This window comes from Sphingopyxis granuli NBRC 100800, from assembly GCF_001591045.1.
Taxonomy (GTDB): Bacteria; Pseudomonadota; Alphaproteobacteria; order Sphingomonadales; family Sphingomonadaceae; genus Sphingopyxis; species Sphingopyxis granuli.
The window spans coordinates 1-24,129 of sequence record NZ_BCUA01000042.1; the positions used below are offsets into that span (position 1 = coordinate 1).

Sequence of the window (24,129 nt, forward strand, 5' to 3'; positions counted from 1 at the left end):
GCGCTGTACCATCTGGACCCCGGCTTTCGCCGGGGAACGGCTCCTGACTTGCCTGAAGGACATATATGCCGACTTGATCCGGGGTGACGAAATGGAAACGGCGTGACTGCGGTGGCATCGCGGCACCTGTCCACCTTGCCCGACACGAACGAAATTGAGTCGATTCCTTCCGACGGCATCATGGTCTAGGACCGGCGGATGACCGTGCCAGCCGATGCCCCGATCCTGACCGCCGACGCGATGCGCGCCGCCGAGGCCGCGTGCGCGGCGGCGGGCGTGTCCCTGTCCGAACTGATGGAGCGCGCGGGGGCGGCGGTGGCCGATGTCGCGTGGCGGATGGCGGCGGGCGCGCCGGTCCTGATCCTGTGCGGCCCCGGCAACAATGGCGGCGACGGCTATGTCGCGGCGCGCCTGTTGAAGGCGCGCGGCGCGACGATACGGGTCGCCGCGCTGGCGCCGCCGGCCACCGATCTGGCCAAGGCGGCGCGCGCTGCGTGGGATGGACCGGTCGAGGCGTTCGCGCTCGATACCGCGCCCGCACCGCTGATCGTCGATGCGCTGTTCGGCGTTGGGCTGACGCGGCCGCTGTCGGACGAATGGGCCACGATGCTGCGCCGTTTCGACGGCAGGCGCGTGCTGGCGGTGGATGTGCCGAGCGGGGTCGAGAGCGACGGCTTGCAGGACTGGCTGCCGCCGCTTCCCGCCGCCGTGACGCTGGCGCTGGGCGCGCTCAAGCCCGCGCACCTGCTGTTGCCGGCCGCACCGGCCTGCGGACGCGTGCTGCTGGCGCCGATCGGGATCGATGCGGAGCGGCGGATGCGGACGCTGCCGCCCCTGCGGCCGGAGACGCCGACCGCCGACGCGCACAAGTTCAGCCGCGGCATGGTGCTGGTCCGCGCCGGGCCGATGAAGGGCGCCGCCGGGCTTTCGGCCGCGGCGGCGCTGCGCGCGGGGGCGGGGTATGTGGTGCTCGAAGATGGCGGGCCTGCGCCGCTGTCGGCGATCATCGCCGAAGCGCCCGCGGCGTTCCGCGCGCGGCTGGACGATCCGCGCGTCGGCGCCATCGTCGTCGGTCCCGGCTTTCCGGAGAGCGATGCCCTCGCGGCGGCGGTCGGGGAGGTGCTGGACACCGGCAAGCCGCTGGTGCTCGATGCCGCGGCGATCGGCGCTGCGCTGCCCCGCCTTGGCAAGGACGCGCCGGCGGCGATCCTGACGCCGCACGAGGGCGAGTTCGCGCGCGCCTTTCCGGATCCGCGGGGCAGCAAGATCGAACGCGCGCTGGCGGCGGCGCGGCGGGCGCAAGCGGTGGTGATCTACAAGGGCGCCGACACCGTCATCGCCGCCCCCGACGGGCGCGTCGTGGCGGCGTGGCCGGGCAGCTCGTGGCTCGCGACGGCGGGGACGGGCGATGTGCTCGCGGGGGTGTGCGGCGCGATGCTGGCGCGCGGCGGCGATGCGTTCGACGCGGCGGTCGCGGCGGTCGGCTGGCATATCGCGCGGGCGCGCTCTATAGGCCGCGGCCTTGTTGCGGATGACCTGGTGAAGACTGCGAAATGAGTGATGACAATCTGATCGTGCGCATCGCCGCGCGCGGCGACGGCGTGACGGGGGACGGCCGCCACGTCGCCGGCGGCGTGCCGGGCGACCGCGTCGCGGCCGACGGCGCGTTGGTGCCCGGCCCGCACCGCGCCGATCCGGTCTGCCGCCATTTCGGCCAATGCGGCGGCTGCCAGCTCCAGCATGTCGCCGAGGACGCGCTCTTCGCCTATGTCGGCGACCGGGTGGCGGGGGCGCTCGCGGCGCAGCAGGTGGCGGCGGATGCCATCCGTCCCGCGCTTCTGTCGCCGCCGCACGGCCGCCGCCGCGCGGCGCTGACCGCGCTGCGGGCGGGCAGGCGGGTCGCCATCGGCTTTAACGCCGCGCAGAGCAGCCAGATCGTCGACATGCGCGAATGCCCGCTGCTGTTGCCCGAGCTGTTCGCGCTCGTCCAGCCGCTGCGCCGGCTGCTCGAAACGATCGCGCCGCAGCGCCGGCCGGTGAAGGTCAAGCTGCAAAGGCTCGATCAGGGCGCCGAGGTGCTGCTGGAGGGCGTGCGCGCCGAGGGGCTCGATGCGGCGATGGCGTTGCAGGATTTCGCCGCGGCGCATCGGCTGGCGCGGCTCGCGATCGACCAGGGCGACGGGGTCGAGACGGTCTGGCAGCCCGAGCCTCCGACGATGCGCTTCGGTGCGATCGCGGTCGAGGTGCCGCCCTTCGCCTTCCTGCAGGCGACGGCGGCGGGCGAGGCGGCGCTGGTCGCGGCGGTGCGCGAAGCGATCGGCGAGGCGGGCGCGGTGGCCGACCTGTTCGCGGGCATCGGCACCTTTGCGCTGTCGGTGCAGGCGGGGCGCAAGCTCTATGCCGCGGAGGGCGCGCGCGACGCGCTGCTCGCGCTGACCGGCGCGGCGAACCGCGCGCGGGCGCTGGTCGCGACCGAGCACCGCGACCTGTTCCGCCGTCCGCTGATCCCGGCGGAGCTGAACCGCTTCGGCGCGGTGATCCTCGACCCGCCGCGCGCCGGGGCGGAAGAGCAGGTGCAGCAACTCGCGGCGTCCACCGTGCCCGCGATCGCCTATGTCAGCTGCAATCCCGCCAGCTTCGCGCGCGACGCGAAGCGGCTCGTCGCGGGCGGCTATCGCCTCGACTGGGTGCAGCCGGTCGGCCAGTTCCGCTGGTCCACCCACGTCGAACTGGCGGCGCGCTTCATGAAATAATCTCCCCTCCCGCAAGCGGGAGGGGCAGCGAGACTTACGAGCTTGCTCGTTAGTCGCAGCGGGGTGGACTTCTGCCCCGTCGCTGCCCACCCCTAACCCCTCCCGCAAGCGGGAGGGGAATCGTCAATGCAGCACGAACCCCATAAACGCATGCACGCACAGCGCGATCAGCACGAGGCTGGCGAGCGAAAAGACGGCGAAGCGCCACATCACCCGGTTCACCGTCGCCTGGATCAGGCTGTGGAGGATGCGCAATCCGACATAGGCCCAGGCGAGCTGCGCGTTGAGCCCGCCGCCCAGGCCACCGACTGCGAGCGCCAGCGCGACGGCATAGAAGACCGTCGGCTGCTCCATCAGGTGGTTGTAGTTGTGCGCCTTCCACTGCACCTCGGCGGGCAGCACCTCGTCGAGATTCTTGCCGGTTCCGCCGACCATCTTCGCGGCGTCGATCTTCGCGCGGCTCATCGCGGGGATGCGCGTCGCGTACATCCACACCCACATGACCATCGACCACAGCGCGAGCGTCGCGACCGGTCCCAGTATCGCGTTCGTATCCATGTCTTTCCCCCCTCAACCCAGCGTCGCGATGACGGCGAGCACCGACAGCGCCAGCAGGCACAGCGTCGACAGCGCGAAGATGGTGAAGCGCACCGGGACGCGGTTCACCGTCGCCTGCCACAGGCTGTGGACGATGCGCAGCACGACATAGGCCCAGGCGAAACCCTGCGTCAGCGCGGTGTCGCCGCCCGACAGGTGCAGGAAGACGATCACCGCATAGAAAAGCGTCGGCTGTTCGAGCAGATGCGTGTAATTGTGGGATTTCCAGTTGGTTACGGGCGGCAGCACGCCCTCCAGATCGACCCCGCGCCCGCCCGGCGGCGCGGTCTTGAGGTCGACGCCGGCCTTGGCCAGCGCCGAAAAGCGCGTCGTCGCGGTCCACAGCAGCATGACGAGCGTCCACAGCGCGAGCACCGCGCCGGCCGCCAACAGATTTCCTGGCATCGCATTTCCCCTTCCCCGGCGGCGGGTCACGGCCCGGCCGTCCGGGGCGCGATGCTAGGGCATGCGGCGCGAGATGCAATGGGAAGCGCGCATCAGCCCCTGTGCGCCGCGGCCTCGGCGCGGATCGCCTCTCCATCCTGGTCGATCCGCGGCGCGAACCCCAGTTCGCCGGCCCGCGCAGCGCCATATTTCACCGGCGGTCGCATCTCGACGAAGCCGCCCGCCTCGGGATGCTCGCGGCGGCGGAAAAAGCCGGTCGCGGTCAGATGCGGATCGTCGCGAACCTCTTCCAGGTCGTGCGCGGCCATCGCGGGGATCGCGTTCTCGGCAAAGATGGCGAGCCATTCGGCGGTGGTCTTTGCCGGCGTCCGCCGCGCGATCTCTTCGTAGATCAGCGTCATCTGCGTGCCCGCGGCCTTCGCGGCCGCATATTCGGGGCTGGTGAGCAGATCCTCGCTGCCGAGCAGTTCCATCAGCCGCGCGGTCGATGCGGGCGTATAGGGGACGATGGCGAGATGGCCGTCGGCGGTCGGGAAGGGCTGGCGCGCAGGATCGAGCTGGCGAGGATAGCCCGCCGGGCCGATCGGCGGGTCGAGCGTCGCGTCGCGCAGATGCTCGGTCAGCATGAAGGCGGTGAAGCATTCGAACATCGGCACTTCGACATGCTGGCCCTCGCCGGTCCGCAGCTTGTGGACCAGCGCGGCGAGGATGGCCTGCGCGCCGAACTGCCCCGCGACCTTGTCGGCGATCAGCGACGGGATATAGCGCGGGCGCGGATTGCCGTCGACGCGCGGCAGCAGGCTGGTGGTCCCGCTCGCGGCCTGGATGACGTCGTCATAGGCCTGAAGGTCGGCATAGGGGCCGTCCTGCCCGAACCCGGTGCCGTGGACATAGATGATGTCGGGCTTGATCGCCCTGCAGCTTTCGTAATCGAACCCGAGCCGCGCGATCGCCTTGCCGCGGATATTGTGGAAGAAGACGTCGGCGGTCGCGATGATGTCGGTCAGCACCGCGGCGTCCTCCGCCTGCTTGAGATCGAGCGCGATCGAGCGCTTGCCGCGGTTCACCGTAAGATGGATCGACCCCATCGTCGGATCGGGCTTACCGGTGCCCAGATAGCGCGACACGTCGCCGAGCCCCGGCGTTTCGACCTTGATCACCTCGGCGCCGAGGTCGGCGAGCATCTGCGTCGCATAGGGGCCGAAGATGACGGTGGTCAGATCGACGATCCGGATTCCCTCGAGCATGGCCAACTTCGCCCCCTTTTCGCCGATCAGACGACGCCCAGCGCGCTCATCGCCTCCGCGACGCGCACGAAGCCGGCGATATTCGCGCCCAGCACATAATTGCCGGGGGCGCTATATTCGTCGGCGGTCGCGGCGCAATCGTCGTGGATGCCGCGCATGATCTGCGCGAGGCGCGCCTCGGTCTGCTCGAAGCTCCAGCTGTCGCGCGAGGCGTTCTGCTGCATTTCGAGCGCGGAGGTCGCGACGCCGCCGGCGTTGGCCGCCTTGCCCGGCGCGAACATCACGCCCTGGCCGTGGAACAGGTCTACCGCATCGGGGGTGGAGGGCATGTTGGCGCCTTCGCCGACCACCTCGACGCCGTTCTTGATCAGCGTCGTCGCGTCCTTGCCGGTCAGTTCGTTCTGCGTCGCGCAGGGCAGGGCGATCTGGCACGGGACGTCCCAGATCGATCCGCCCTCGATATAGCGGGCGCCCGGCCCCTTGAGCTCGACATAGGTCGACAGGCGCGCGCGGCGGACTTCCTTGATCTCGCGCAACAGGGCGAGGTCGATCCCCTCTTCGTCGACGATATAGCCGTTCGAATCGGAGCAGGCGACGACGGTCCCGCCGAACTGGCGGACCTTGTCGATCGCATAGATGGCGACATTGCCCGACCCCGACACGACGACGCGCTTGCCGTCGAGCGACTGGCCCTTGGTCGCGAGCATCTGCTGGACGAAATAGACGAGGCCGAAGCCCGTCGCCTCGGTCCGCGCGCGCGACCCGCCATAGGCGAGCCCCTTGCCGGTCAGGACGCCGGCCTCGTAGCGGTTGGTCAGCCGCTTGTACTGGCCGAACATATAGCCGATCTCGCGCCCGCCGACGCCGATGTCGCCCGCGGGAACGTCGGTATATTCGCCGAGGTGGCGGTGCAGTTCGAGCATGAAGGCCTGGCAGAAGCGCATGATCTCCCGATCCGAGCGGCCGCGCGGGTTGAAGTCCGACCCGCCCTTGCCGCCGCCGATCGGCATGCCGGTCAGCGCGTTCTTGAAAATCTGTTCGAAGCCCAGGAACTTGATGATGCCGAGATTGACCGACGGGTGAAAGCGGATGCCGCCCTTGTAGGGACCGAGCGCCGAATTGAACTGGACGCGAAAGCCGCGGTTGATCTGGACCTGGCCGTCATCGTCGATCCACGGAACGCGAAAGATGATCTGCCGTTCGGGTTCGCAGATGCGTTCGATCAGCGCGTGGTCGGCATAGTCGGGATGTTTCGCGACGACGCGGCCCAAGCTTTCCAATACCTCTTTAACCGCTTGGTGAAACTCGGCTTCGCCCGCGTTGCGGCGTAATACTTCATCAAGAACCGGCTGCAACTTTTCATCAATCTTGCTCAAAAGAACCTCCCGACAGCATGAATCGAACGTGCCTGTGGACCATGCGAGCCGATGTCGCAAGCTTCGCTTGTGCCGCGAAGGGACGAAAGGGCGGAGGTCGGGCGAGCCATCGATGAGGGCGCGTTACCCGCGAACCGCGAAACCGTGCGGCAATCCGGATGGGGCGTAGAGCGGCGTGCCGTAAATCCGCATCACCCTGTTCTGCCGTTCGTGCTGAGCTTGTCGAAGCACCGCTCTTCTTCTTGCGGCGCCAAAAAGAAAGAACGGCCCCCTTCGACTGCCTTGCAGGCGCTCAGGACAGGCTTCGACAAGCTCAGCGCCTGCCCCCGCGAAAGCGGGGGGCAAACGGTTCAGATTTAATGCTCGATGCTCCAATCACTCTGGATTGCTTCGCTGCGCCCGCATGACGAAGCGGGTCCGCCATTCCATCGAACTCCGGCACCGCCAAAAGAAAAGGGCCGGCTCGCACATTGGCGAACCGGCCCTGCAACTATCGGCGCGGCAAAGCGATCAGAACAGCTTCGTCACTGTCGCCGTGCGGCGTTCGGGTTCGACCTCGCCGGTGTAGAGGCTGGTCATCGGCTCGTCGCTGACGACGTGGATTTCCTCGGCTCCGAAACCGTTGAACTTCGTCCGCATCGCGCAGCCATAGGCGCCGAGCATGCCGATCTCGATGAAATCGCCCGGCTTGACGTCGGCGGGCAGGTAGAAGGGTCCCGCCATATGGTCGAGGTCGTCGCAGGTCGGCCCATAGAAGCTGAATGCCGCCAGTTCCTCGCTCGCCGTATCGCGCAGCAGCGTGACCGGAAAGCGCCAGCCGACATGCGCGGCGTCGAACAGCGCGCCATAGGCGCCGTCGTTGATGTAGAGCTCGTCGCCGCGGCGCTTTTCGACCCGCACGATCAGCGAGCTGTATTCGGCGGACAGCGCGCGACCGGGCTCGCACCACAGTTCGGCCGAATAGCTGATCGGCAGGCTTTCGAAGCTGCGGTGGATCGTGTCGAAATAGGCATCGAGCGGGGGCGGCTCCATGCCGGGATAGCTCGACGGGAAGCCGCCGCCGACATCGACGATGTCGACGGTGACCGACGCCGCGACGATCGCGGCGCGGACGCGCTCCATCGCCTGCGCATAGGCGTGCGGGGTCATCGCCTGGCTGCCGACATGGAAGCAGATGCCGAGCGCGTCGGCGGCCTGACGGGTCGCCATCAGCAGTTCGGCGACCTCGTCGGGCTCGGCGCCGAACTTGGCGGCGAGGCTCAGCTTCGAATGGTCGGACGACACGCGCAGGCGCACGAGCAGGTTGAGGTCGGCCGCGTTCCGGGTCGCGCGGACGATTTTCTCAAGCTCTTCCATCGTGTCGAGCGAGAAGGTGCGGACGCCGTGCTGCCAATAGGCTTCGGCGATTGCTTCCTCGGCCTTCACCGGATGCATGAAACAGAGCGTCGCCCGCGGCAGGGTGCGAGCCACCAGCCGCACCTCGGCGATCGAGGCGACGTCATAGTGGGTGACACCCGAATCCCACAGCAGGCGCAGCAGGTCGGGCGACGGATTCGCCTTGACCGCATACATGGTCGTGCCGGGAAATCGCTCGATGAAAAACCGTGCCGCACGCCGCGCGGCGTGCGGGCGGACAAGCGTGACCGGTTCGATCGGCGAAAGTGCCTGAATCAGCCCGTGGGCGCTATGATGCTGGTGCAACTCAAGGGACCCCCAAAAAATAAGTTAAACGACAAGAGCTGCCTTGCGGTTATTGGAAGTCCCCATGGGGCAGCGGAGGGCGCATATATGGTCGGGGGACCCCCATGTAAAGAGCGAATCCGGCTTGCCATGCGACGGGGCGGCCCGCAGTAACGCTATGCGGTTTAGCGAAGGAAGCGGGGTAGACGCCGTGACGGAAGGTTCGACGCAGGCGAAGGGAGCGCCGCCGGAATTGCGGGCGGTCGAGCTGTCGCGCGAAACGGCGGCGCGCCGCCACGCGCTGATGGAGGCCTATGCCCACGACGTTTATATTCCCGCTTTCCCCGATGCGGTGATCCGCGAGGATCCGCGCTATTGGGTCGATCTGCTCGACGCCGCCGAGCCGCCGCCTCCGCCGCAGCCGCGAATCGAGGTCGTGCTGTTGCTCGACGCGGAGGACCATCCGGTGGCGGGCGTGACGATCGAATATTATCGCGCCGCCCGGATCGGTCTGCTCACCTATATCGCGGTCGCGGAGGGCGCGCGCGGCAAGGGAATCGGGCGCCGCCTGATCGCCGCGGCGCGCGCCTGGCTCGACCGGACCGCCGACGCCGCGACGCCGATGCTGGCGGAGACCGAACGCTATCAGGACGCGCATGACGATGCCGAGCGGGGCGAGACCGACCTTCGGCAGAAAAGGCTCGCGGGGCTCGGCGCGCGGATGCTCGATTTCGATTATGTTATGCCGCCGCTGCGGCCCGAACTGCCGCCTTATCGACTGCACCTGATGTGTTTCCTGCGCGACGGCGAGGGGCGGGACAGCCTGCGCGCGCCGCAGGTCGCGGCCTTCCTGCGCGAACTGGCGGCAGCGCTCGGCGCCGACCTGGCGGCGCATGCCGACACGGCGGACATGATGGCGGCGCTGGAGACGCGCGACACCCTGCACCTGCTGCCGCTTCCGAGGGCGAAGGGATGACGGTGGCAATGCCGCGCTACGCCGAATGCCCGGTGTTTCCCGACATCGCTGATTTCGCGCTGACCTTTCTGTTCGAACTGCCGGTGCGGATCGGCGAAAGCGGCCATCCGGCGGCTTTCCGCCTCGAATCGATCCACCGCGCGATCGAACCGGACGACGAATCCGATTCGCGCTTCCCGGCCTATGATGCGCTGGTCGAGCCTGTCCGTTCCTATCTGGACGATGTGACCAACGGCGGGCCGGGCCGCGGCGGCCGGCCTCTGATCTTCCTGGCCCAGCCCGAAAAGATCGAAGACGACCGCCGCCGCCTGACGCTTCATTGCCCCGCCCAGTGGCGATACCGTTCCGAGGGGCGCACGATGGAGATGACGAGCGCCTGCGGCGGCGCGAAGACGATCGCGCTGCGCTATCGCGACGCCTTCTGTCTGTTCGAAAGCGGGCGGCTTTTCTATTGCTTCAGCATGTTTCCCGAGGCCGACGGCAGCGGCAAGGGGGTCGACGAATATACGCTGATCGCGATGCAGCGGCTTGCGGCGGCGAAACCGGATCAACAGGTGGTCAAGGGATGGCGTTTCGCTCTCGACGGCGAATCGCCTGTTTCGTTGACCGATATGGCGACGGCGCGCCTCGCGATGCTCGCCGCGGACGACAGCGCGACGCACAATGGGCTGCGCCGCTATCTGCAACGCACGCTGGGGCTGAAGCCGCCCTTCGAGGTCGGTCCGCGCGCGGTGCGCAACCTGCTGATTTCGATCGAGGACGAACGGCTGCTCGGCATCGCCTCCTTTTCGGACGCGTTGCAGGAGGATTTTGCGCTGACCGACGAGGCGCGCGAGGCGGCGGCGGAGCTAGCGGCGCGGCGCGCGGCGTGCCTGGCGGGTGCGCAGCCGCATTATCCGGCGGAAAATCCGGACGAACTCTTGCCCTTTCTGGCGCTGTCGGGCGTGCTGCAATCGGTGGTCGATTTCCCCTTTCAGGACCCGGCCGAACTGTATGATTCGACGCGTCCGGCGATCCGCGGCGAAAGCTTCTTCAACTATGCGCACCCGCGCTATCATATCGAGATCAGCGAGGATTCGCGCTCGATGCACGACGCGCGGCTCGCGCTCGGCAACTGCCCCTATCTGACGCTGATGTGGCTCGTCGCCGTGCACGACGAGCTGATGGTGACCGAGATCGAGGAGGCGATCGACGTCCTCATCTATGGCAATGACGAAGCCGAACTGATCGCAGAGCCGCTGCGCCCGCTAGCGCAGGCCGTCCGTGCCATCACCTTGCCCTGGCGCTCGCCGATCCGCGAACTGCGCCGCAATCTGGAGGCGCGCTTCGATCTGTTCCGGCGCTATTCGATCAACCAGTCGAGCCATTTGTTCCGCTATGAAAAGGAACGCGAGGCGCTGGCGGCGGTCGAGGCGGGGATGGGCAATCGCGACCGTTACGAGCGGGCGCACCGGATGATCGACCGCATCGAGGGGCTGGTCGAGGACATGCACGCGGTCAACGGCGCCTACAACAGCGCGCGGACCGGGCGCATGGTGATGTTCATCACCCTGCTCGGGCTCATCAATTTCTACGACCAGCTGACCAGCGGGCTCGTCAGCATCTTCCGGATGGAATTGCTGGGGCAGGCGGCGTTCGTCCTGCTGCTGCTCGTGCTGCTGCTGCTGTCCTTCCCCTCCGAAGTTACGGCGTTTCCGCGCCGCGTCTGGCAAGGCGCGACGCGGCTGCTGCGTCCGCGCGACCGGATGGGGTAGGCGCGTTCAGCTGAGGCGCGTCCTGACGGGATCGCCGGTCATGCGTCCGGTCCGGCGCTCACCAGATCCACATGGGACACGCCGAGCGCCATCGCCAGTTCATAGAGGCTGACGATGGTCGGGTTTCGCTTTCCCTGCTCGAGCCCGCTCAGATATTGCTGGCTGAAACCGCTCCGCTCCGCAAGTTGCTCCTGCGTGAGTCCGGCGGCCAGCCTCGCTCGCCGCACATTCTCTCCAACGACGCGCCGCATATCCATGCGGTCCCTGTTGACCTTCAATCGCCGACGGGTTTATCAACTATATTATGTATAGAGGACCAGATAAGGGACGATGGACGGCGATCGGGTGGGGAAGGGATGGCGGTGAGTGACGGTTATGGGCGCCATGCGCCGACTTTCCTGTTCCGGCTGTGGCGCCCCATGTCGTGGCCGCGCCGGATCCGGCGGGCTTTCCTTCTCCTGCTGCCGCTGGCGCTGCCGATCTGGGCGCTGCTGAACCTCGCGAGCGTGTCCGGTGCCTTTCTGCGGGCTCTCGGCAGACTGATGGGCAAATATTGGAACGGTCCGCAGCGCCGCTATCGTCGCTACGGCAGCTATTACGGCCATGTCCGCGACCGGCGTCGCGGATCGTCCCGTTCTGCCGATGACGTCAGCTGAGGCGCGTCCTGAAATCCTCATAGCCGAAGCAGCGGATTTCCTTCAGTTCGTCGGTCTCGCTGTCCCATAGCCAGATCGAGGGCAGGGGGACGCCGTTGAAGCTGTTGGTCTTGACCATCGAATAATGCGCCTGGTCGAGGAAGGCGAAACGCCCGCCGATGCGCGCGCCGCCGGGCAGGCGATAGTCGCCGATCACGTCGCCGGCGAGGCACGAGGGACCGCCGAGCCGCACCACGGCGCCGGTGGTGTCCTCGCCCAGCATCGCCGGGCGATAGGGCGCCTCGATCACGTCGGGCATGTGACAGGTGGCGCTGACGTCGGTGATGCCGATCGGCATGCCGTTGTCGAACAGGTCGAGGATCTCGCCGACGAGGATTCCGGCATCGAGCGCGACCGCTTCGCCGGGCTCGATCATCACGTCGCAGTCGGTCGCCGCGCGCACCCGTTTCAGGAAGGCGATCAGGTCGTCGATCTGATAGTCGGCGCGCGTGACGTGGTGTCCGCCGCCGAAATTGATCCAGCGGAGCTGGCGGACGAAGGGATGCAGCATCGGCTGCACCGCCGCCCATGTCCGTTCGAGCGGCGGAAAATCCTGCTCGCACAGCGTGTGCATGTGGATTCCGTCGACCCCCTGCATATGCTCGGGCAAAAGCTGGCTGACCGGGAAGCCGAGCCGGCTGCACGGCGCCGCCGGATCATATTTCGCCACCTCGCCCTCGCTGTGCATCGGGTTGATGCGCAGGCCGATGTCGAACTGCTCGCCCTCCGCGCGCAGGCGGTCGAGCAGCGGGCGGAAGCGCGCGATCTGTCCCGGCGAATTGAAGATCAGATGGTCGGAGAGCCGCGCGATCTCGGGCAGTTCGCTCTCCTTGTAGCCGGCGCAATAGGTCGCGACCTCGCTGTGCTTGCCGGGGGCGGCATATTCCTCGCGCCCCAGCTTCGCCTCGTAGAGGCCGGAGGCGCAGACGCCGTCGAGATATTCGGCGACGAGCGGCCCGAGCGACCACATCGAAAAGGCCTTGAGCGCAGCGAGCACGCGCGCGCCCGACGCGTCGCCGATATGGCGCAGCACCGCCAGGTTGGCACGGACCTTCGCCGCGTCGACGACGAAGGCGGGCGTCGGGACGCGGCTGAGGTCGAAGCGGGCAAAGGCTCCGGGGTCGCCGGCTCTGGTTTCCATGATGCAATCGATCCTGTCAGGCCGCGATCGGCCCCCTGAAGATGAAGAAGGCGCCGGCCGCGATAAATGCGAAGCCGACCAGATGGTTGTAGCTGAGCTTTTCGCCAAGCCAGAAGGTCGCGAATCCGGCGAAGACGATCAGCGTGATGACCTCCTGCATCGTCTTCAGCTCGGCGGTCGAATAGACCGAATGGCCGATGCGGTTCGCCGGCACCGCCAGGCAATATTCGAAGAAGGCGATGCCCCACGCCAGCAGCACCGCGAGCCACACCGGACGCGACAGGTCGCCGAGGTGGCCGTACCAGGCAAAGGTCATGAAAATGTTCGAGGCGAACAGCAGGCCGATCGGCAGCAGATAGGCGGTCATGGATGGTCCTTGGTCAGCGGCAGCACGTCGCGAAGCAGCGCGGCAAAAAAGAGCCCCGGCTCCTCGACCATCGGCATATGCGCCGAATGCTCGAACCAGACGAGTGTCTTCGACGGCGCCCGGGCCTTTGCGAACCAGGCAGCCGCGACGGGCGACGGGACGGTATAGTCGTGGCGCCCGAGAAGGAAGACGACCGGAATGTCGAGCGCCTGCGCCTGCGCGAAGCTGACATCGGCGAGCCGTGGCCACAAGGTCGTGACCGTGAACGCGCTGCCCTTGCCCCACGCCTGCCGGTCGGCCTCCGTATATTCGGGCGACAGCCGCGGCTGCTCGAAATAGAGCGTCGTCGCGGGTGGGCGATTGTAGAGCAGCGAGCCATAGGGCATCGCATATTTGCGCCAGCCGTCCGCCTGTTCGATCGTGAACGGCCCCGACGAAGGATAGGGGGCGAGCGCATCGATGGCCGCGACCGCCGCGCGATCGCTCGCGGCGAGCGCTTTGGCGCGCGTCCACGCCATGCCCACCTTTTCGCCCTCGCGAAAGTCGATGCCCTGGCCGACGCCGACATAGGCGTGGAGCAGGTCGGGACGTTCGAGCGCGACCGCGAGCCCGACGAACGAGCCCCAGCTATGCCCCATCAGCACGACCTTGCGCTGGCCGTAGCGCTTTTGCAGCAATTCGATCAGTTCGATCGCATCGTCGCGATAGCGGTCGAGCGTCATCGTCGGCGCCAGCGTCGCGGGGTCGTTCAGCGGATAGGAACGCCCGGCGCCGCGCTGATCGTACTGGACGACCGTGAAGACGTCCTCCCACGGCCGCTGGAAGGCCCAGGCGAAGGGCATCTCGACCGCGCCCGGACCGCCGTGGACGAAAAGCAGGATCGGATTGTCGCGGTCCGCACCGCGCACGTTCACCACCTGCTTCGCGCCGCCGAGCGTCGCGACGAAGGTCTCCTGCACGCCGTTCGGCGTCACGATCCGGTTGAGGTCGGCGACGATCGCGCGCGCGGGCGCATAGGCGTCGTCGCCCTGCGCCTGCGCCGGTGCGGTGACGAGGATGGCGGCAAAGGCTGCCGCGACGAATCCCAGCAGCGACTTCATCATGGCCTCAGAACTCCAGCGGTGCATCCAGTTCCTTCACCTGCCACGGCAGGCCATGCCTGTTCAGCATGTCCATGAAGGGATCGGGATCCATCTGCTCCATGTTGAACACGCCCTTTCCGGACCAGGTGCCCGTCACCATCATCGCGGTGCCGATCATCGCCGGGACGCCGGTCGTGTAACTGACCGCCTGGTTGCCCGTCTCGGCATAGGCGTCCTCATGGTCGCAGATATTGTAGAGATAGAGAGTCTTTTCCCTGCCGTCGCGGCCGAGGCCGGTCGCGATGACGCCGATGTTGGTCTTGCCCTTGGTCGTCTCGCCCAGGCTCGACGGTTCGGGGAGCACCGCCTTCAGGAATTGCAGCGGGACGATCTCGCGCCCTTCGTAGATCACCGGGTCGATGCGCGTCATGCCGACGTTCTGGAGCACGGTCAGATGCTGGATATAGGCGTCACCGAAAGTCATCCAGAAACGGATGCGGCCGATTTCCGGGAGGTGCGTCTTCAGGCTTTCGATTTCCTCATGATACATCAGGTACATGGTCTTCGGCCCGACGCCTTCGAAGTCGAAGCTCTGCTTGACCGACATCGGCGGCGTTTCGACCCAGCCGCCGTTTTCCCAGTGGCGCGCGACCGCGGTCACCTCGCGGATATTGATCTCCGGGTTGAAATTGGTCGCGAAATGCTGGCCGTGATCGCCGCCGTTGCAGTCGAGGATATCGAGCGTGTCGATGCGCTCGAAATGATGCTTCTTCAGCCAGGTGGTGAAGACGCTCGTCACGCCGGGATCGAAACCCGAACCGAGCAGCGCCATCAGCCCGGCATCCTTGAAGCGGTCCTGATAGGCCCATTGCCAGTGATATTCGAACTTCGCTTCGTCGCGCGGTTCGTAATTGGCGGTATCGAGATAATGCGCGCCGGTCTTCAGACACGCCTCCATGATCGTGAGATCCTGATAGGGAAGCGCGAGGTTGACGACATGCGTCGCACCGACCTGACGGATCAGCGCCGCGGTCGCGTCGATGTCGTCGGCGTCGACCTCTGCCGTCGCGATGGTCACTCCGGTGCGCGCCTTAACCGACTCGGCGATCGCGTCGCACTTGAACCTGCGGCGGCTCGCCAGCGTGATGGACGGGAAGATGTCGGCGTTCATCGCCATCTTGTGCACCGCGACCGAACCGACGCCGCCGGAGCCGATCACCAGAACCTTGCTCATCGAAAAATCTCCTGCGCGGCCTGTCGCCGCTTGTCATCCATGCCGCGCCCTATAGGACGAAGCCATGACACAGCAAAGCCCCGATCCCCTGCGCGACCCCGCGCGCGCCCCGACGCTCGCCGGCGTCGAGCGCGCCGCGGCGAAGGTCGCCGCCATCCTGCCGCCGACCCCGCTGTTGCCGCTGGAGGTCGACGGCGCGACGCTCTGGTGCAAGGCCGAATGCCTCCAGCCGGTGGGCGCCTTCAAGATTCGCGGCGCGTGGCACCGGCTGAGCGACCTGACTCCGGAAGAGGCGGCGGCCGGCGTCGTCGGCGTGTCGAGCGGCAACCATGCGCAGGGCGTTGCCTGGGCGGCGAAACGGCTGGGGATCAGGGCGACGATCGTCATGCCCGGCAATGCGCCGCAAATGAAGCTGGCTGCGACGCGCGCGCTGGGGGCGGAGGTCGTGCTCTATGATCGCGTCACCGAATCGCGCGACGCGGTGGCGGCCGCGCTGATCGCTGAGCGCGGGGGAACGCTGGTGCACGCCTATGGCGACCCGTGGATCATCGAGGGGCAGGGGAGCGCCGGGATCGAGGCGACCGCGCAGATGCGGGCGCGCGGCATCGCCGGGCCCGACACGGTCGTCGCCTGCTGCGGCGGGGGCGGATTGTCGGCCGGGCTCGCGCTTGCCTGCGGCGACGCGGATATTTTCGCCGTGGAGCCCGAAGGGTGGGACGATGTGACGCGCAGCCTGGCCGCCGGCGAAATCCTGTCGGTCGCGGACATGAGCTATCCGACCGAATGCGATGCGCTCCAGACGCCCGAGACATGGCCGATCAATTTCGCGGTGTTGCAGGCGCGCGGCGTGCGTGGGGTTGTGGTCACGCGCGAAGAGGTGCGCCACGCGATGCGCGTCGCCTTCGAAAAGCTGCACCTTGTCGTCGAACCCGGCGGTGCGGCGGCGCTGGCGGCGGTGCTCGCGGGCAAGGTGACGCCGGGCGCGGCAACGCTGATCACGCTGTCGGGCGGTAATGTCGATCCGCAGAAATATGCGGAGATATTGGCGGGGTGACGGGCCCTCCAAAGGCCGACAGAGCATCCCGGGCGGAAACTTATGCCGCGCGATGCGTTGCGCCGGTGGAAGGAGACGCATGATGAAGATGAGCCTGATCCTCGCGGCCCCGGTGGCGCTGGCGCTGCTCGCCGGCTGCGAAAAGGCGGAGGCGCCGGCCCCGGCGCCTACCGACACCACCGAGGTCCCGGTCGAAACCGTGCCGCCCGTCGATACCGCGGCCCCCGATGCAGGGACCGATCCGGCGACCGCGTCGCACCGCTTCGCAAGCTGGGCGGGCAAATGGACCGGGGTCGAGGGCATGTATGTGACGATCGCCCCGGCTGCCGAGCTCGGCAAATACAAGCTGGAGATGCAGTCCGACCTCGACACCAGGGGGACCTATGACGGGCAGGACAGCGAGCATGGCATCCAGTTCCGGCGCGGCGGCGAGCAACTGTCGCTCCATCGCGGCAACGGCGACGAAACCGGGCTCAAATATCTGGCCGGCAAGCAGCAGTGCCTGATCGTCAAGCAGGGCGAGGGCTATTGCCGCGACTGAGGCGCCGCGGCAATCCAGAGCTTGCGTAAACCGCTCCGGATTGCTTCGCTTCGCTCGCAATGACGAATCATGCGAACCAGGCGGACCAAATCCTCGAGGCATGCGACGACGATCGGCCTGCCTTGGTCGAAACGTTGGCGCAGGCGTTTCAGACCGATCCCGCCTTGTCGTGGATATTGCCCGAACCCGACCTCCGCGCCCGCGCGTTGCGCGGCCTGTTCCGCGCCCTCGTTCCCGCCGACATGCGTGCGGGTGTCGCGTTGCGCGGGGCGGATGACGAATCGGCTTCGTTGTGGCGGGCGCCGGGTCGTGCTCACAGCGGCAGCCTCGAATTTCTGCGCACCGTGCTTCCGCTCGTCGCGGCCTTCGGCACCGCGCTGCCGCGCGGTCTGAAAGTGCAGGGAAGCATCGACGCGCACCGGCCGCCGGGGCGCTTCTGGTATCTCCATTATGTCGGCGTGCGTCCCGCGCATCAGGGGAAGGGGCACGGCGGGCGGCTCATCCGCGCACAGACCGCAAGGGCCGATGCCGAAGGGCTGCCCTGCTGGCTGGAAACCGCGACGCCGCACAACGTGCCGCTTTACGAACGGCTGGGGTTCGTCGCGCAGGTCGAATGGGACGTGCCCGGCGGCGGACCGCATTTCTGGGGAATGATGCGCCCGGCCGCGTAAGCGTCGTCTCAGCTTGAGAAGCCGAGTGCTCCCGCGCAGGCGGGAGCCCGGAGTGGAAAAGCCAAGGTCGGCGCTCCATCGCTCCGGGGTCCCCGCCTGCGCGGGGACTCGGCATGGTTCATCCAAACATGAACGCCCTAGTCGTCGAAGCCGACGAAGCGGACGGCCTCGTCGACGCTCTTGCGGTTCGACACGACGGCGTTGGCGGGGAACGTCTCGTCGGGCCAGCCCATGGCGACGCAGATCATGATGACCTGATCGTCGGGGATATGCGCATGTTCGCGCACCACCGGGCTTTGCATGATCCCCTGGCTGTTGATGACGCAGCCCAGCCCGCGCGACCATGCCGCGTTGACCAGCGCGTTGGTCACCGCCCCGCAGTCGAAGGGGGCGATGTCGCTGCCGAGCAGCGCGCGATCATAGGTGACGACGATGCTCACCGGCGCGTCGAACTGGCGGAAACCGCGCAGCACCCAATCCTGTCGCGCGTCCCGATCGTCGCGCGCGATTCCCATCGCGCCGAACAATTGCTTGGCGATTTCGATCTGGCGCGTTCGGTGCGCGTCGACGACCCGGTCGAAGCGGCGGAATTCGCGGCTGTCGGGCTTGCCGGCCAAGATGCCCTCGCTATTGCCGCGGCGGATCGCGTCGAGCGGCGCGCCGGTTACGACCGAGAAATTCCAGCACTGGTTGTTGAAGGAAGAGGGCGCGCGCATCGCGACCTCGATGATCTCGGCGATCAGCGCGCGTGGAACTGGCTTGTCGAGGAAGCCGCGGATCGACCGGCGACCGCGGACCACCTCGTCATAGGGCAGTGCGCCCGTCACGCCGCCTTCTGGAATTCCAGTTCGAGCCGATCCCAGATTTCGACCAGCGCCGTGGTCAGGTCGCGCATCATCGCCTCGTCGTGCGTCGGGCCGGGCGTGAAGCGCAGCCGTTCGGTGCCGCGCGGCACGGTCGGGAAATTGATCGGCTGGACGTAGACGCCATATTCGGCGAGCAATATGTCGCTGATCTTCTTGGCGCGCACCGGGTCGCCGACCATCAGCGGCACGATGTGCGTCGTCGAATCCATCACCGGCAGGCCCGCGTCGCGGAAGCTCTGCTTGAGATAGGCCGCCGCCGCCTGCTGCGCGTCGCGCTCGACGCTCGACTGCTTGAGGTGGCGGACCGCCGCGAGCACTCCGGCGACCAGCACCGGCGACAGGCTGGTGGTGAAGATGAAGCCGGGCGCATAGCTGCGGATGACGTCGATGATGTTCCGGTCGGCGGCGATATAGCCGCCCATCACGCCGAACGCCTTGCCGAGCGTGCCTTCGATGATGTCGACGCGGGAAGCGCACTCGTCGCGGTCGGTGATGCCGCCGCCGCGCGGGCCGTACATGCCGACCGCGTGGACCTCGTCGCAATAGGTGAGCGCGTTATATTTCTCTGCGAGGTCGCAGATCGCGTGGATCGGCGCGATGTCGCCGTCCATCGAATAGACGCTTTCGAACGCGATGACCTTGGCCGCCTGCGGATCGTCGGCTGCGAGCAGTTCCTCGAGATGATCGAGGTCGTTGTGGCGCCACACGCGCTTTTCGCAGCCCGAATTGCGGATGCCCGCGATCATCGAGGCGTGGTTGAGCTCGTCCGAATAGATGATGCAGCCCGGCAGCAGCTTGCCCAGCGTGCCGAGCGTCGCCTCGTTCGAGATATAGCCCGAGGTGAAGAGCAGCGCGCCTTCCTTGCCGTGCAGGTCGGCGAGCTCGGCCTCCAGATCGATATGATAATGGGTGTTGCCCGCGATGTTGCGCGTACCGCCGGCGCCCGCGCCGACGTCGTGCAGCGCTTCCTCCATCGCGGCGACGACCTTCGGGTGCTGGCCCATCGACAGATAGTCGTTCGAGCACCAGACGGTGATCGGCTTCGGTCCGTTGTGCCCGGCAAAGCAGCGCGCGTTGGGAAAGGCGCCCTTGTTGCGCAGGATGTCGATGAAGACGCGGTAGCGGCCTTCCTCGTGCAGCCGGTCGATGGCTCGGGCGAAAATATCGTCGTAGTTCACTTGCATGCCCCGCAGCTTCGGGTGCGCCGCCCCCTCCGGCGACGAACGGACGGGGCAATAGCGTCGATTTTCCGCGAAGGCCAGTGCGAACGATTCGCAAGCATGGGTCAAATTGTCTCAGTCCGCCCAATGCCATAGGGGCGCAGCGCGGCGAGCGGCGGCGGCGGAATCGCGTCGCTGCGGGTGAAGGCGGCAAGGCCCGGAGATGCGGTGATGGGCCAGTCCTGCCCCGCGGTCAGCTGGGCGACGCGCCGCGCGATGCCCGCCGCGCCGTCGATCAACTGCACGCCGGGGCCCGCCGCGGTTTGCAGCTCATCGAGCAGCAGCGGGAAATGGGTGCAGGCGAGCACGATGACGTCCATCGCATCGCCGCCGGGTTGATCGGTCAGGCCCGCGATCGCGCGCGCCACCACCGCCGGGTCGACCGTCTCGCCGCGCAGCCGCGCTTCCGCCGCCGTCACCAGTTCGGGGCTGCCGTGGCGCAGCACCGTCTTGCCTGCGGCGAAGCGCGCGCTGAGGTCGTCGACATAGGGCTGGCGCACCGTCGCCTCGGTACCGAGCACGCCGATAACGCCGCTATGGGTCAGCGCGGCGGCGGGCTTGATCGCGGGGACGGTGCCGACGATCGGCAGGTCGAGCGCGGCACGGACATGCGACAGCGCGATCGTGGAGGCCGTGTTGCAGGCGATCACGGCCAGCCGCGGCTGAAAGCGCTCGACGAGCCGGCCGAGCAGCGCGGGAACGCGCGCCGCAAGCTCCTCGTCGCTTTTCCGGCCATAGGGCAGGCCGGCATAGTCGGCGGCATAGACGAAGGGCGCGTTCGGCAGCAGGGCGCGTGTCGCGGCGAGCACGGTCAATCCGCCGAGACCGCTGTCGAAGAAGAGGATCGGGGCGTCGAGGGCAGGGGGGGGCATGACCGGCGCCTAGCAGGCACGCGCGCCGCGCTCAATCGCTTCGCGTCGAACGGAATTTGCAAGGGCGACGTTGATCCATTCTGGCAGTCATCCGGTCCGAATCCGTTGATCGCCGGACGTATTGGCTGCACAGTGCGACCGGAGAATATTGGGGGACCGAGATGACCGTCTATCTGCTGATCGCCGCCGGCTACCTGCTCGGCTCCATCCCCTTCGGCGTCCTGCTGACGCGCATGTTCGGCGCGGGCGACCTTCGGCGGATCGGGTCGGGCAACATCGGCGCCACCAACGTGCTGCGGACCGGGCGCAAGGGACTTGCGGCGGCGACGCTGCTGCTCGACGGCGCGAAGGGCGCGGTCGCGGTGCTGCTCGCACGCCATTTCGTGCCCGGGCTCGGCGATCATGGCGCGATGATCGCGGGCGCCGCGGCGATGATCGGTCATTGCTACCCCGTCTGGCTGCGCTTCCGCGGCGGCAAGGGGGTGGCGACGCTGCTCGGCGTGGCGCTCGCGCTTGCCTGGCCGATCGGGCTCGTCTTCGCCGTCTTCTGGCTCGGCGCCGTGCTGTTGCTCCGCATCTCTTCGCTCGGCGGCATGGCGGGGGCGGTCGCGGCGCCCGTCGCGGCGCTTGTCCTCGGCTATCCGGTCTATGCCGCCGGGCTGGCCGGGCTGGCGGCGATCCTGCTGTGGCGGCATCGTGAGAATATCGCCCGGCTGCGCGCCGGGACCGAACCCCGCATCGGGGCGGGGAAGGGCGCGCCCGATCCGGACGCGGCCGCGTGACCGATGCCGAACGGCTGGCGCGGCTGCGGCTGATCCGCACGCCGCACGTCGGCCCGGTGAGCTGGCACCAGCTGATGCAGCGCTTCGGGTCGGGCGAAGCCGCACTTGCGGCGCTCCCCGACCTCGCGCTGCGCGGCGGCGGCAAGCCGCGCATCGCCCCGGCCGAAGTCGCCGAGCACGAGATCGCCCGCGTTTCGACGCTCGGTGCGCGCCATGTCTTCAGCGACGAAGCCGATTATTCGTCCTTGCTTCGCGAGGTGGAAAGCGCGCCGCCGGTGCTGATCGTGCGTGGCGACGGCGCGATGCTCCATCGTCCCTGCGTCGCGATCGTCGGTGCGCGCAACGCCTCCGCCGCGGCCTGCCGCTTCGCGCGCCAGCTCGCCGCCGATCTTGCGGCGCGCGGTGTCACCGTGGTCAGCGGGCTGGCGCGCGGGGTCGACACCGCGGCGCATGTCGGCGCGCTGGGCGGCGCGACCGCGGCGGTGATCGCGAGCGGTATCGACATCGCCTTCCCGACCGAGAATGCCGCCTTGCAGGACCGGATCGCAGCCGACCATCTGCTGATTACCGAACAGCCGCCGGGTACCGAGCCGCTCGCGCGCCACTTTCCGGCGCGCAACCGGATCATCGCCGGGCTGGCGCAGGGAACGGTGGTGATCGAGGCGGCGCCCCGGTCGGGCTCGCTGATCACCGCGCGCCGCGCCGGCGACTATGGACGCGAAGTGATGGCCGTTCCCGGCTCGCCGCTCGATCCGCGTGCGCAAGGGTGCAACCTGCTGATCCGCGAAGGCGCGACGCTGGTCCAGAATGCCGACGATGTGGTCGAGGCGCTCGGGCCGATCGACGCCCGCATGACGCGCGCGGCCCCGCGGCTCCGCGATGTCGCATCGACCGGACCGCAGGTGGCGGAGGGCGACCGCGGCGCCATCGCCAGCCTGCTCGGCGCCACCCCGGTCGCCATCGACGAACTGGTGCGCCAGTCGGGCCGCCCGGCGGCGGCGGTGCAGCTCGTGCTACTCGAACTCGAACTGGCGGGCCGGCTGGAACGCCACGCCGGCGCCCGGGTCAGCGTCGCCTGAGACCGGTGATCCCGGCCGTTAAGCCATGGTTCAGCGCTCCGCCGACAGGTTGATGATATTGTATCACATGGTGGGGAGAGGGACGATGCGGAGTCGCTTGCTGACGGGCGCAACGATGGCGGGGCTGCTCGCCGCCGGGCCGGCACCGCTTCCGGCGGCGAGTGCCGCCGCGAAGCCCGTGACGGGGCAGCAGGGTTTTTGCCGCACCGCCGACCCGCTCCCGCGCCTGCCTGCGGAGACCGGGGCGGGGCAACAGCGGCCCGACCGCGCGCTCAAATCCCGTGGCGGCTCCGGACGCGACCGTGCGATGTCGGCCGAGCCACCGCCGCCACCAGCTCCTCCTCCCCCGCCGCCCTCTCCGCCACCGCCGCCGGCGATGGCGCCCATGGCGGCGGACGCGGTCGCGGTAACGGGTGCGCGCGCTGCGGGCGATGCGTCGCGAACTGCCGAGAGCGCGGCACCCGGATCGCCCGACGCCTCCCGCTACCCGCCATCGCCGCGGCCCTGGCCGCAGCCGCAGCCCCAGTCGGGCATCCTGACCGCGGGCGAGCATGACGACCTGCTCAATCCCGAACTCTACGCCGCCTATGTCAATCGCAGCGACCTGGGGCAGGAGGTGCGCGCCCTGCCGCGCGTCGACACGATGCGCGTGGTGACGGTCCGGGTCGCCGACCGCAACGGCCAGCCGATTCCCTTCGCCGACGTCGTCGTGACATGCAGCGACGGCAACAGCATCACCATGGCGACGCAGGCCGACGGCAGCGCGGTCTTCTTTCCCGGCCTCGACCGGCTGAGCGAGCGGATCACCGTGTCCGCACGCCAGGCGGGCCGGGCGATCGCCGACGCGCGCCCGGTGCTGGTGTCGGCGGCGGCCGGCGGCCAGCTCGTCGGCCTTACTGCGGACCGGACGGCGGCGAAGGCGACGAAGCTCGACCTGATGCTCGTCGTCGACACCACGGGCAGCATGGGCGATGAGATCCGGTATCTGCAGGCCGAACTGCGTTCGATCATCGCCGCGATCACCGCCAGGCATCGCGACCTCGATATCCGTGTCGGCTTCGTCTTCTATCGCGACGAGGGCGACGATTATGTCACCCGCAGCTTTGCCTTCGACCGCGACATCGGCGCGGCGCAGGGGCGGCTCGCGCAGCAATATGCGAGCGGCGGCGGCGATTATCCCGAAGCGATGGACCAGGCGCTGATCCGCGCGGTCGGGCAGGACTGGCGCCCCGATGCGGTGAAGTCGCTGCTGCTCGTCGCCGACGCGCCGCCGCATGACGATCGCTTCGGGCGGACGTGGCAGGCGGCGGAAGCCGCGCGCGCGAAGCGGATCCACATCACCCCGGTCGCCGCGTCGGGCGTCGCCGACAAGGCTGAATATGCGATGCGCGCGATGGCCGCGGCGACCCAGTCGCGCTATCTGTTCCTGACCGATGACAGCGGCGTCGGCAATCCGCATGCGCCGCCGGCGATCGACTGCTATCTCGTCACCCGGCTCGACGCGCTCGTCCGCCGCGTGATCGACAGCCAGATCAGCGGCCGCCGCATCGAGCCCGAACGCAGCGAGGTGATCCGCAGCGTCGGCGATTACGACGCCGGCAAATGCCGCCTGCCCGCGGGCTTCCGGTGGGACAATCAGTAAGCGATTGACACGCCCTCGCATCTGGCGGATGCGCGGGATCGTGGGTTGCTTCGCGAACATCTCGCACCGCCGGGCGGTCGCGGGGTGCGGAGGAA

The 24,129-nt window shown here is 68.1% G+C and carries 24 protein-coding genes; 11 read left to right on the top strand and 13 right to left on the bottom strand.

Annotated features, from left to right (window positions below; all coding sequences use genetic code 11):
- Positions 1-198: 198 nt before the first annotated feature.
- Positions 199-1,557 carry an NAD(P)H-hydrate epimerase gene (locus SGR02S_RS11210; RefSeq protein ID WP_067109449.1) on the top strand — a complete coding sequence of 453 codons (1,359 nt, stop codon included), beginning with the start codon at positions 199-201 and terminating at the stop codon, positions 1,555-1,557.
- A complete protein-coding gene (locus SGR02S_RS11215) occupies positions 1,554-2,753 on the top strand; it encodes a class I SAM-dependent RNA methyltransferase (RefSeq protein ID WP_067109453.1) in 1,200 nt (399 codons plus the stop codon). The genes SGR02S_RS11210 and SGR02S_RS11215 overlap by 4 nt, the downstream gene beginning before the upstream one ends.
- 123 nt (positions 2,754-2,876) lie before the next feature.
- Here SGR02S_RS11215 and SGR02S_RS11220 read toward each other — a convergent pair whose 3' ends face one another.
- From SGR02S_RS11220 to SGR02S_RS11240, 5 genes are all read right to left on the bottom strand, one after another.
- Positions 2,877-3,311: an MAPEG family protein gene (locus tag SGR02S_RS11220; protein WP_067109456.1), complete on the bottom strand. Its 435-nt coding sequence runs from the start codon at positions 3,309-3,311 to the stop codon at positions 2,877-2,879.
- A 12-nt stretch (positions 3,312-3,323) separates the two neighbouring features.
- Positions 3,324-3,755 carry an MAPEG family protein gene (locus SGR02S_RS11225; protein WP_067109459.1) on the bottom strand — a complete coding sequence of 144 codons (432 nt, stop codon included), beginning with the start codon at positions 3,753-3,755 and terminating at the stop codon, positions 3,324-3,326.
- 92 nt (positions 3,756-3,847) lie between these two features.
- The gene (locus tag SGR02S_RS11230; RefSeq protein WP_255211452.1) at positions 3,848-5,002 is read right to left on the bottom strand and encodes a CaiB/BaiF CoA transferase family protein; all 1,155 of its coding nucleotides are present in this window, start codon (positions 5,000-5,002) and stop codon (positions 3,848-3,850) included.
- Between the two features lie 26 nt (positions 5,003-5,028).
- A complete protein-coding gene (gene gdhA / locus SGR02S_RS11235; protein ID WP_067109466.1) occupies positions 5,029-6,378 on the bottom strand; it encodes an NADP-specific glutamate dehydrogenase in 1,350 nt (449 codons plus the stop codon).
- Positions 6,379-6,888: 510 nt separating this feature from the next.
- A complete protein-coding gene (locus SGR02S_RS11240; RefSeq protein WP_067109469.1) occupies positions 6,889-8,079 on the bottom strand; it encodes a type III PLP-dependent enzyme in 1,191 nt (396 codons plus the stop codon).
- Between the two features lie 190 nt (positions 8,080-8,269).
- Between SGR02S_RS11240 and SGR02S_RS11245 the strand changes: the two genes are divergently transcribed.
- A complete protein-coding gene (locus SGR02S_RS11245) occupies positions 8,270-9,034 on the top strand; it encodes a GNAT family N-acetyltransferase (RefSeq protein ID WP_067109472.1) in 765 nt (254 codons plus the stop codon).
- Positions 9,031-10,788, top strand: a complete 1,758-nt coding sequence (locus SGR02S_RS11250) for a hypothetical protein (protein WP_156483057.1) — start codon at positions 9,031-9,033, stop codon at positions 10,786-10,788. Before SGR02S_RS11245 ends, SGR02S_RS11250 begins: the two co-directional genes overlap by 4 nt.
- A 38-nt stretch (positions 10,789-10,826) precedes the next feature.
- On the opposite strand, the gene SGR02S_RS11255 is transcribed toward SGR02S_RS11250, so the two are convergent.
- A complete protein-coding gene (locus tag SGR02S_RS11255) occupies positions 10,827-11,045 on the bottom strand; it encodes a helix-turn-helix domain-containing protein (protein ID WP_067109478.1) in 219 nt (72 codons plus the stop codon).
- A 105-nt stretch (positions 11,046-11,150) separates the two neighbouring features.
- Here SGR02S_RS11255 and SGR02S_RS11260 point away from each other — a divergent pair, with 105 nt between their 5' ends.
- Positions 11,151-11,444, top strand: coding sequence for a hypothetical protein (locus SGR02S_RS11260; protein ID WP_156483058.1), 294 nt, complete (start codon positions 11,151-11,153; stop codon positions 11,442-11,444).
- Here the strand turns inward: SGR02S_RS11260 and SGR02S_RS11265 are convergent.
- Genes SGR02S_RS11265 through SGR02S_RS11280 form a run of 4 tightly spaced genes read right to left on the bottom strand, consistent with a single transcriptional unit; the run spans position 11,437 to position 15,307 of the window.
- The gene (locus tag SGR02S_RS11265; RefSeq protein ID WP_067109484.1) at positions 11,437-12,624 is read right to left on the bottom strand and encodes a carboxynorspermidine decarboxylase; all 1,188 of its coding nucleotides are present in this window, start codon (positions 12,622-12,624) and stop codon (positions 11,437-11,439) included. The genes SGR02S_RS11260 and SGR02S_RS11265 overlap by 8 nt on opposite strands.
- Before the next feature lie 16 nt (positions 12,625-12,640).
- Positions 12,641-12,991 carry a DMT family protein gene (locus SGR02S_RS11270; RefSeq protein ID WP_067109486.1) on the bottom strand — a complete coding sequence of 117 codons (351 nt, stop codon included), beginning with the start codon at positions 12,989-12,991 and terminating at the stop codon, positions 12,641-12,643.
- Positions 12,988-14,094: an alpha/beta fold hydrolase gene (locus SGR02S_RS11275; protein ID WP_067109489.1), complete on the bottom strand. Its 1,107-nt coding sequence runs from the start codon at positions 14,092-14,094 to the stop codon at positions 12,988-12,990. Before SGR02S_RS11275 ends, SGR02S_RS11270 begins: the two co-directional genes overlap by 4 nt.
- Positions 14,095-14,098: 4 nt before the next feature.
- The gene (locus tag SGR02S_RS11280) at positions 14,099-15,307 is read right to left on the bottom strand and encodes a saccharopine dehydrogenase family protein (protein ID WP_067109492.1); all 1,209 of its coding nucleotides are present in this window, start codon (positions 15,305-15,307) and stop codon (positions 14,099-14,101) included.
- Positions 15,308-15,371: 64 nt separating this feature from the next.
- Here SGR02S_RS11280 and SGR02S_RS11285 point away from each other — a divergent pair, with 64 nt between their 5' ends.
- The 3 genes from SGR02S_RS11285 to SGR02S_RS11295 all read left to right on the top strand — a co-directional run bounded on the left by SGR02S_RS11285 (position 15,372) and on the right by SGR02S_RS11295 (position 17,573).
- The gene (locus tag SGR02S_RS11285; protein WP_067109495.1) at positions 15,372-16,361 is read left to right on the top strand and encodes a threonine ammonia-lyase; all 990 of its coding nucleotides are present in this window, start codon (positions 15,372-15,374) and stop codon (positions 16,359-16,361) included.
- A gap of 79 nt (positions 16,362-16,440) precedes the next feature.
- Positions 16,441-16,902 (top strand): hypothetical protein, encoded by a 462-nt coding sequence (locus SGR02S_RS11290; protein ID WP_255211453.1) that lies wholly within the window; start codon positions 16,441-16,443, stop codon positions 16,900-16,902.
- Between the two features lie 59 nt (positions 16,903-16,961).
- Positions 16,962-17,573: a GNAT family N-acetyltransferase gene (locus tag SGR02S_RS11295; RefSeq protein WP_067109498.1), complete on the top strand. Its 612-nt coding sequence runs from the start codon at positions 16,962-16,964 to the stop codon at positions 17,571-17,573.
- A gap of 137 nt (positions 17,574-17,710) precedes the next feature.
- Here SGR02S_RS11295 and SGR02S_RS11300 read toward each other — a convergent pair whose 3' ends face one another.
- The 3 genes from SGR02S_RS11300 to murI form a co-directional block, all read right to left on the bottom strand.
- The gene (locus SGR02S_RS11300) at positions 17,711-18,400 is read right to left on the bottom strand and encodes a nitroreductase (RefSeq protein WP_067109501.1); all 690 of its coding nucleotides are present in this window, start codon (positions 18,398-18,400) and stop codon (positions 17,711-17,713) included.
- The gene (gene hemA, locus SGR02S_RS11305; protein ID WP_404950414.1) at positions 18,397-19,623 is read right to left on the bottom strand and encodes a 5-aminolevulinate synthase; all 1,227 of its coding nucleotides are present in this window, start codon (positions 19,621-19,623) and stop codon (positions 18,397-18,399) included. Before hemA ends, SGR02S_RS11300 begins: the two co-directional genes overlap by 4 nt.
- Positions 19,624-19,724: 101 nt before the next feature.
- A complete protein-coding gene (gene murI / locus SGR02S_RS11310; protein WP_067109504.1) occupies positions 19,725-20,531 on the bottom strand; it encodes a glutamate racemase in 807 nt (268 codons plus the stop codon).
- A gap of 161 nt (positions 20,532-20,692) precedes the next feature.
- Between murI and plsY the strand changes: the two genes are divergently transcribed.
- From plsY to SGR02S_RS11325, 3 genes are all read left to right on the top strand, one after another.
- Positions 20,693-21,313: a glycerol-3-phosphate 1-O-acyltransferase PlsY gene (plsY, locus tag SGR02S_RS11315; protein WP_067109506.1), complete on the top strand. Its 621-nt coding sequence runs from the start codon at positions 20,693-20,695 to the stop codon at positions 21,311-21,313.
- Positions 21,310-22,392 carry a DNA-processing protein DprA gene (dprA, locus tag SGR02S_RS11320; protein WP_067109509.1) on the top strand — a complete coding sequence of 361 codons (1,083 nt, stop codon included), beginning with the start codon at positions 21,310-21,312 and terminating at the stop codon, positions 22,390-22,392. The genes plsY and dprA overlap by 4 nt, the downstream gene beginning before the upstream one ends.
- 85 nt (positions 22,393-22,477) lie before the next feature.
- Positions 22,478-24,034, top strand: coding sequence for a VWA domain-containing protein (locus SGR02S_RS11325; protein WP_255211454.1), 1,557 nt, complete (start codon positions 22,478-22,480; stop codon positions 24,032-24,034).
- The last annotated feature ends 95 nt before the right edge of the window (positions 24,035-24,129 follow it).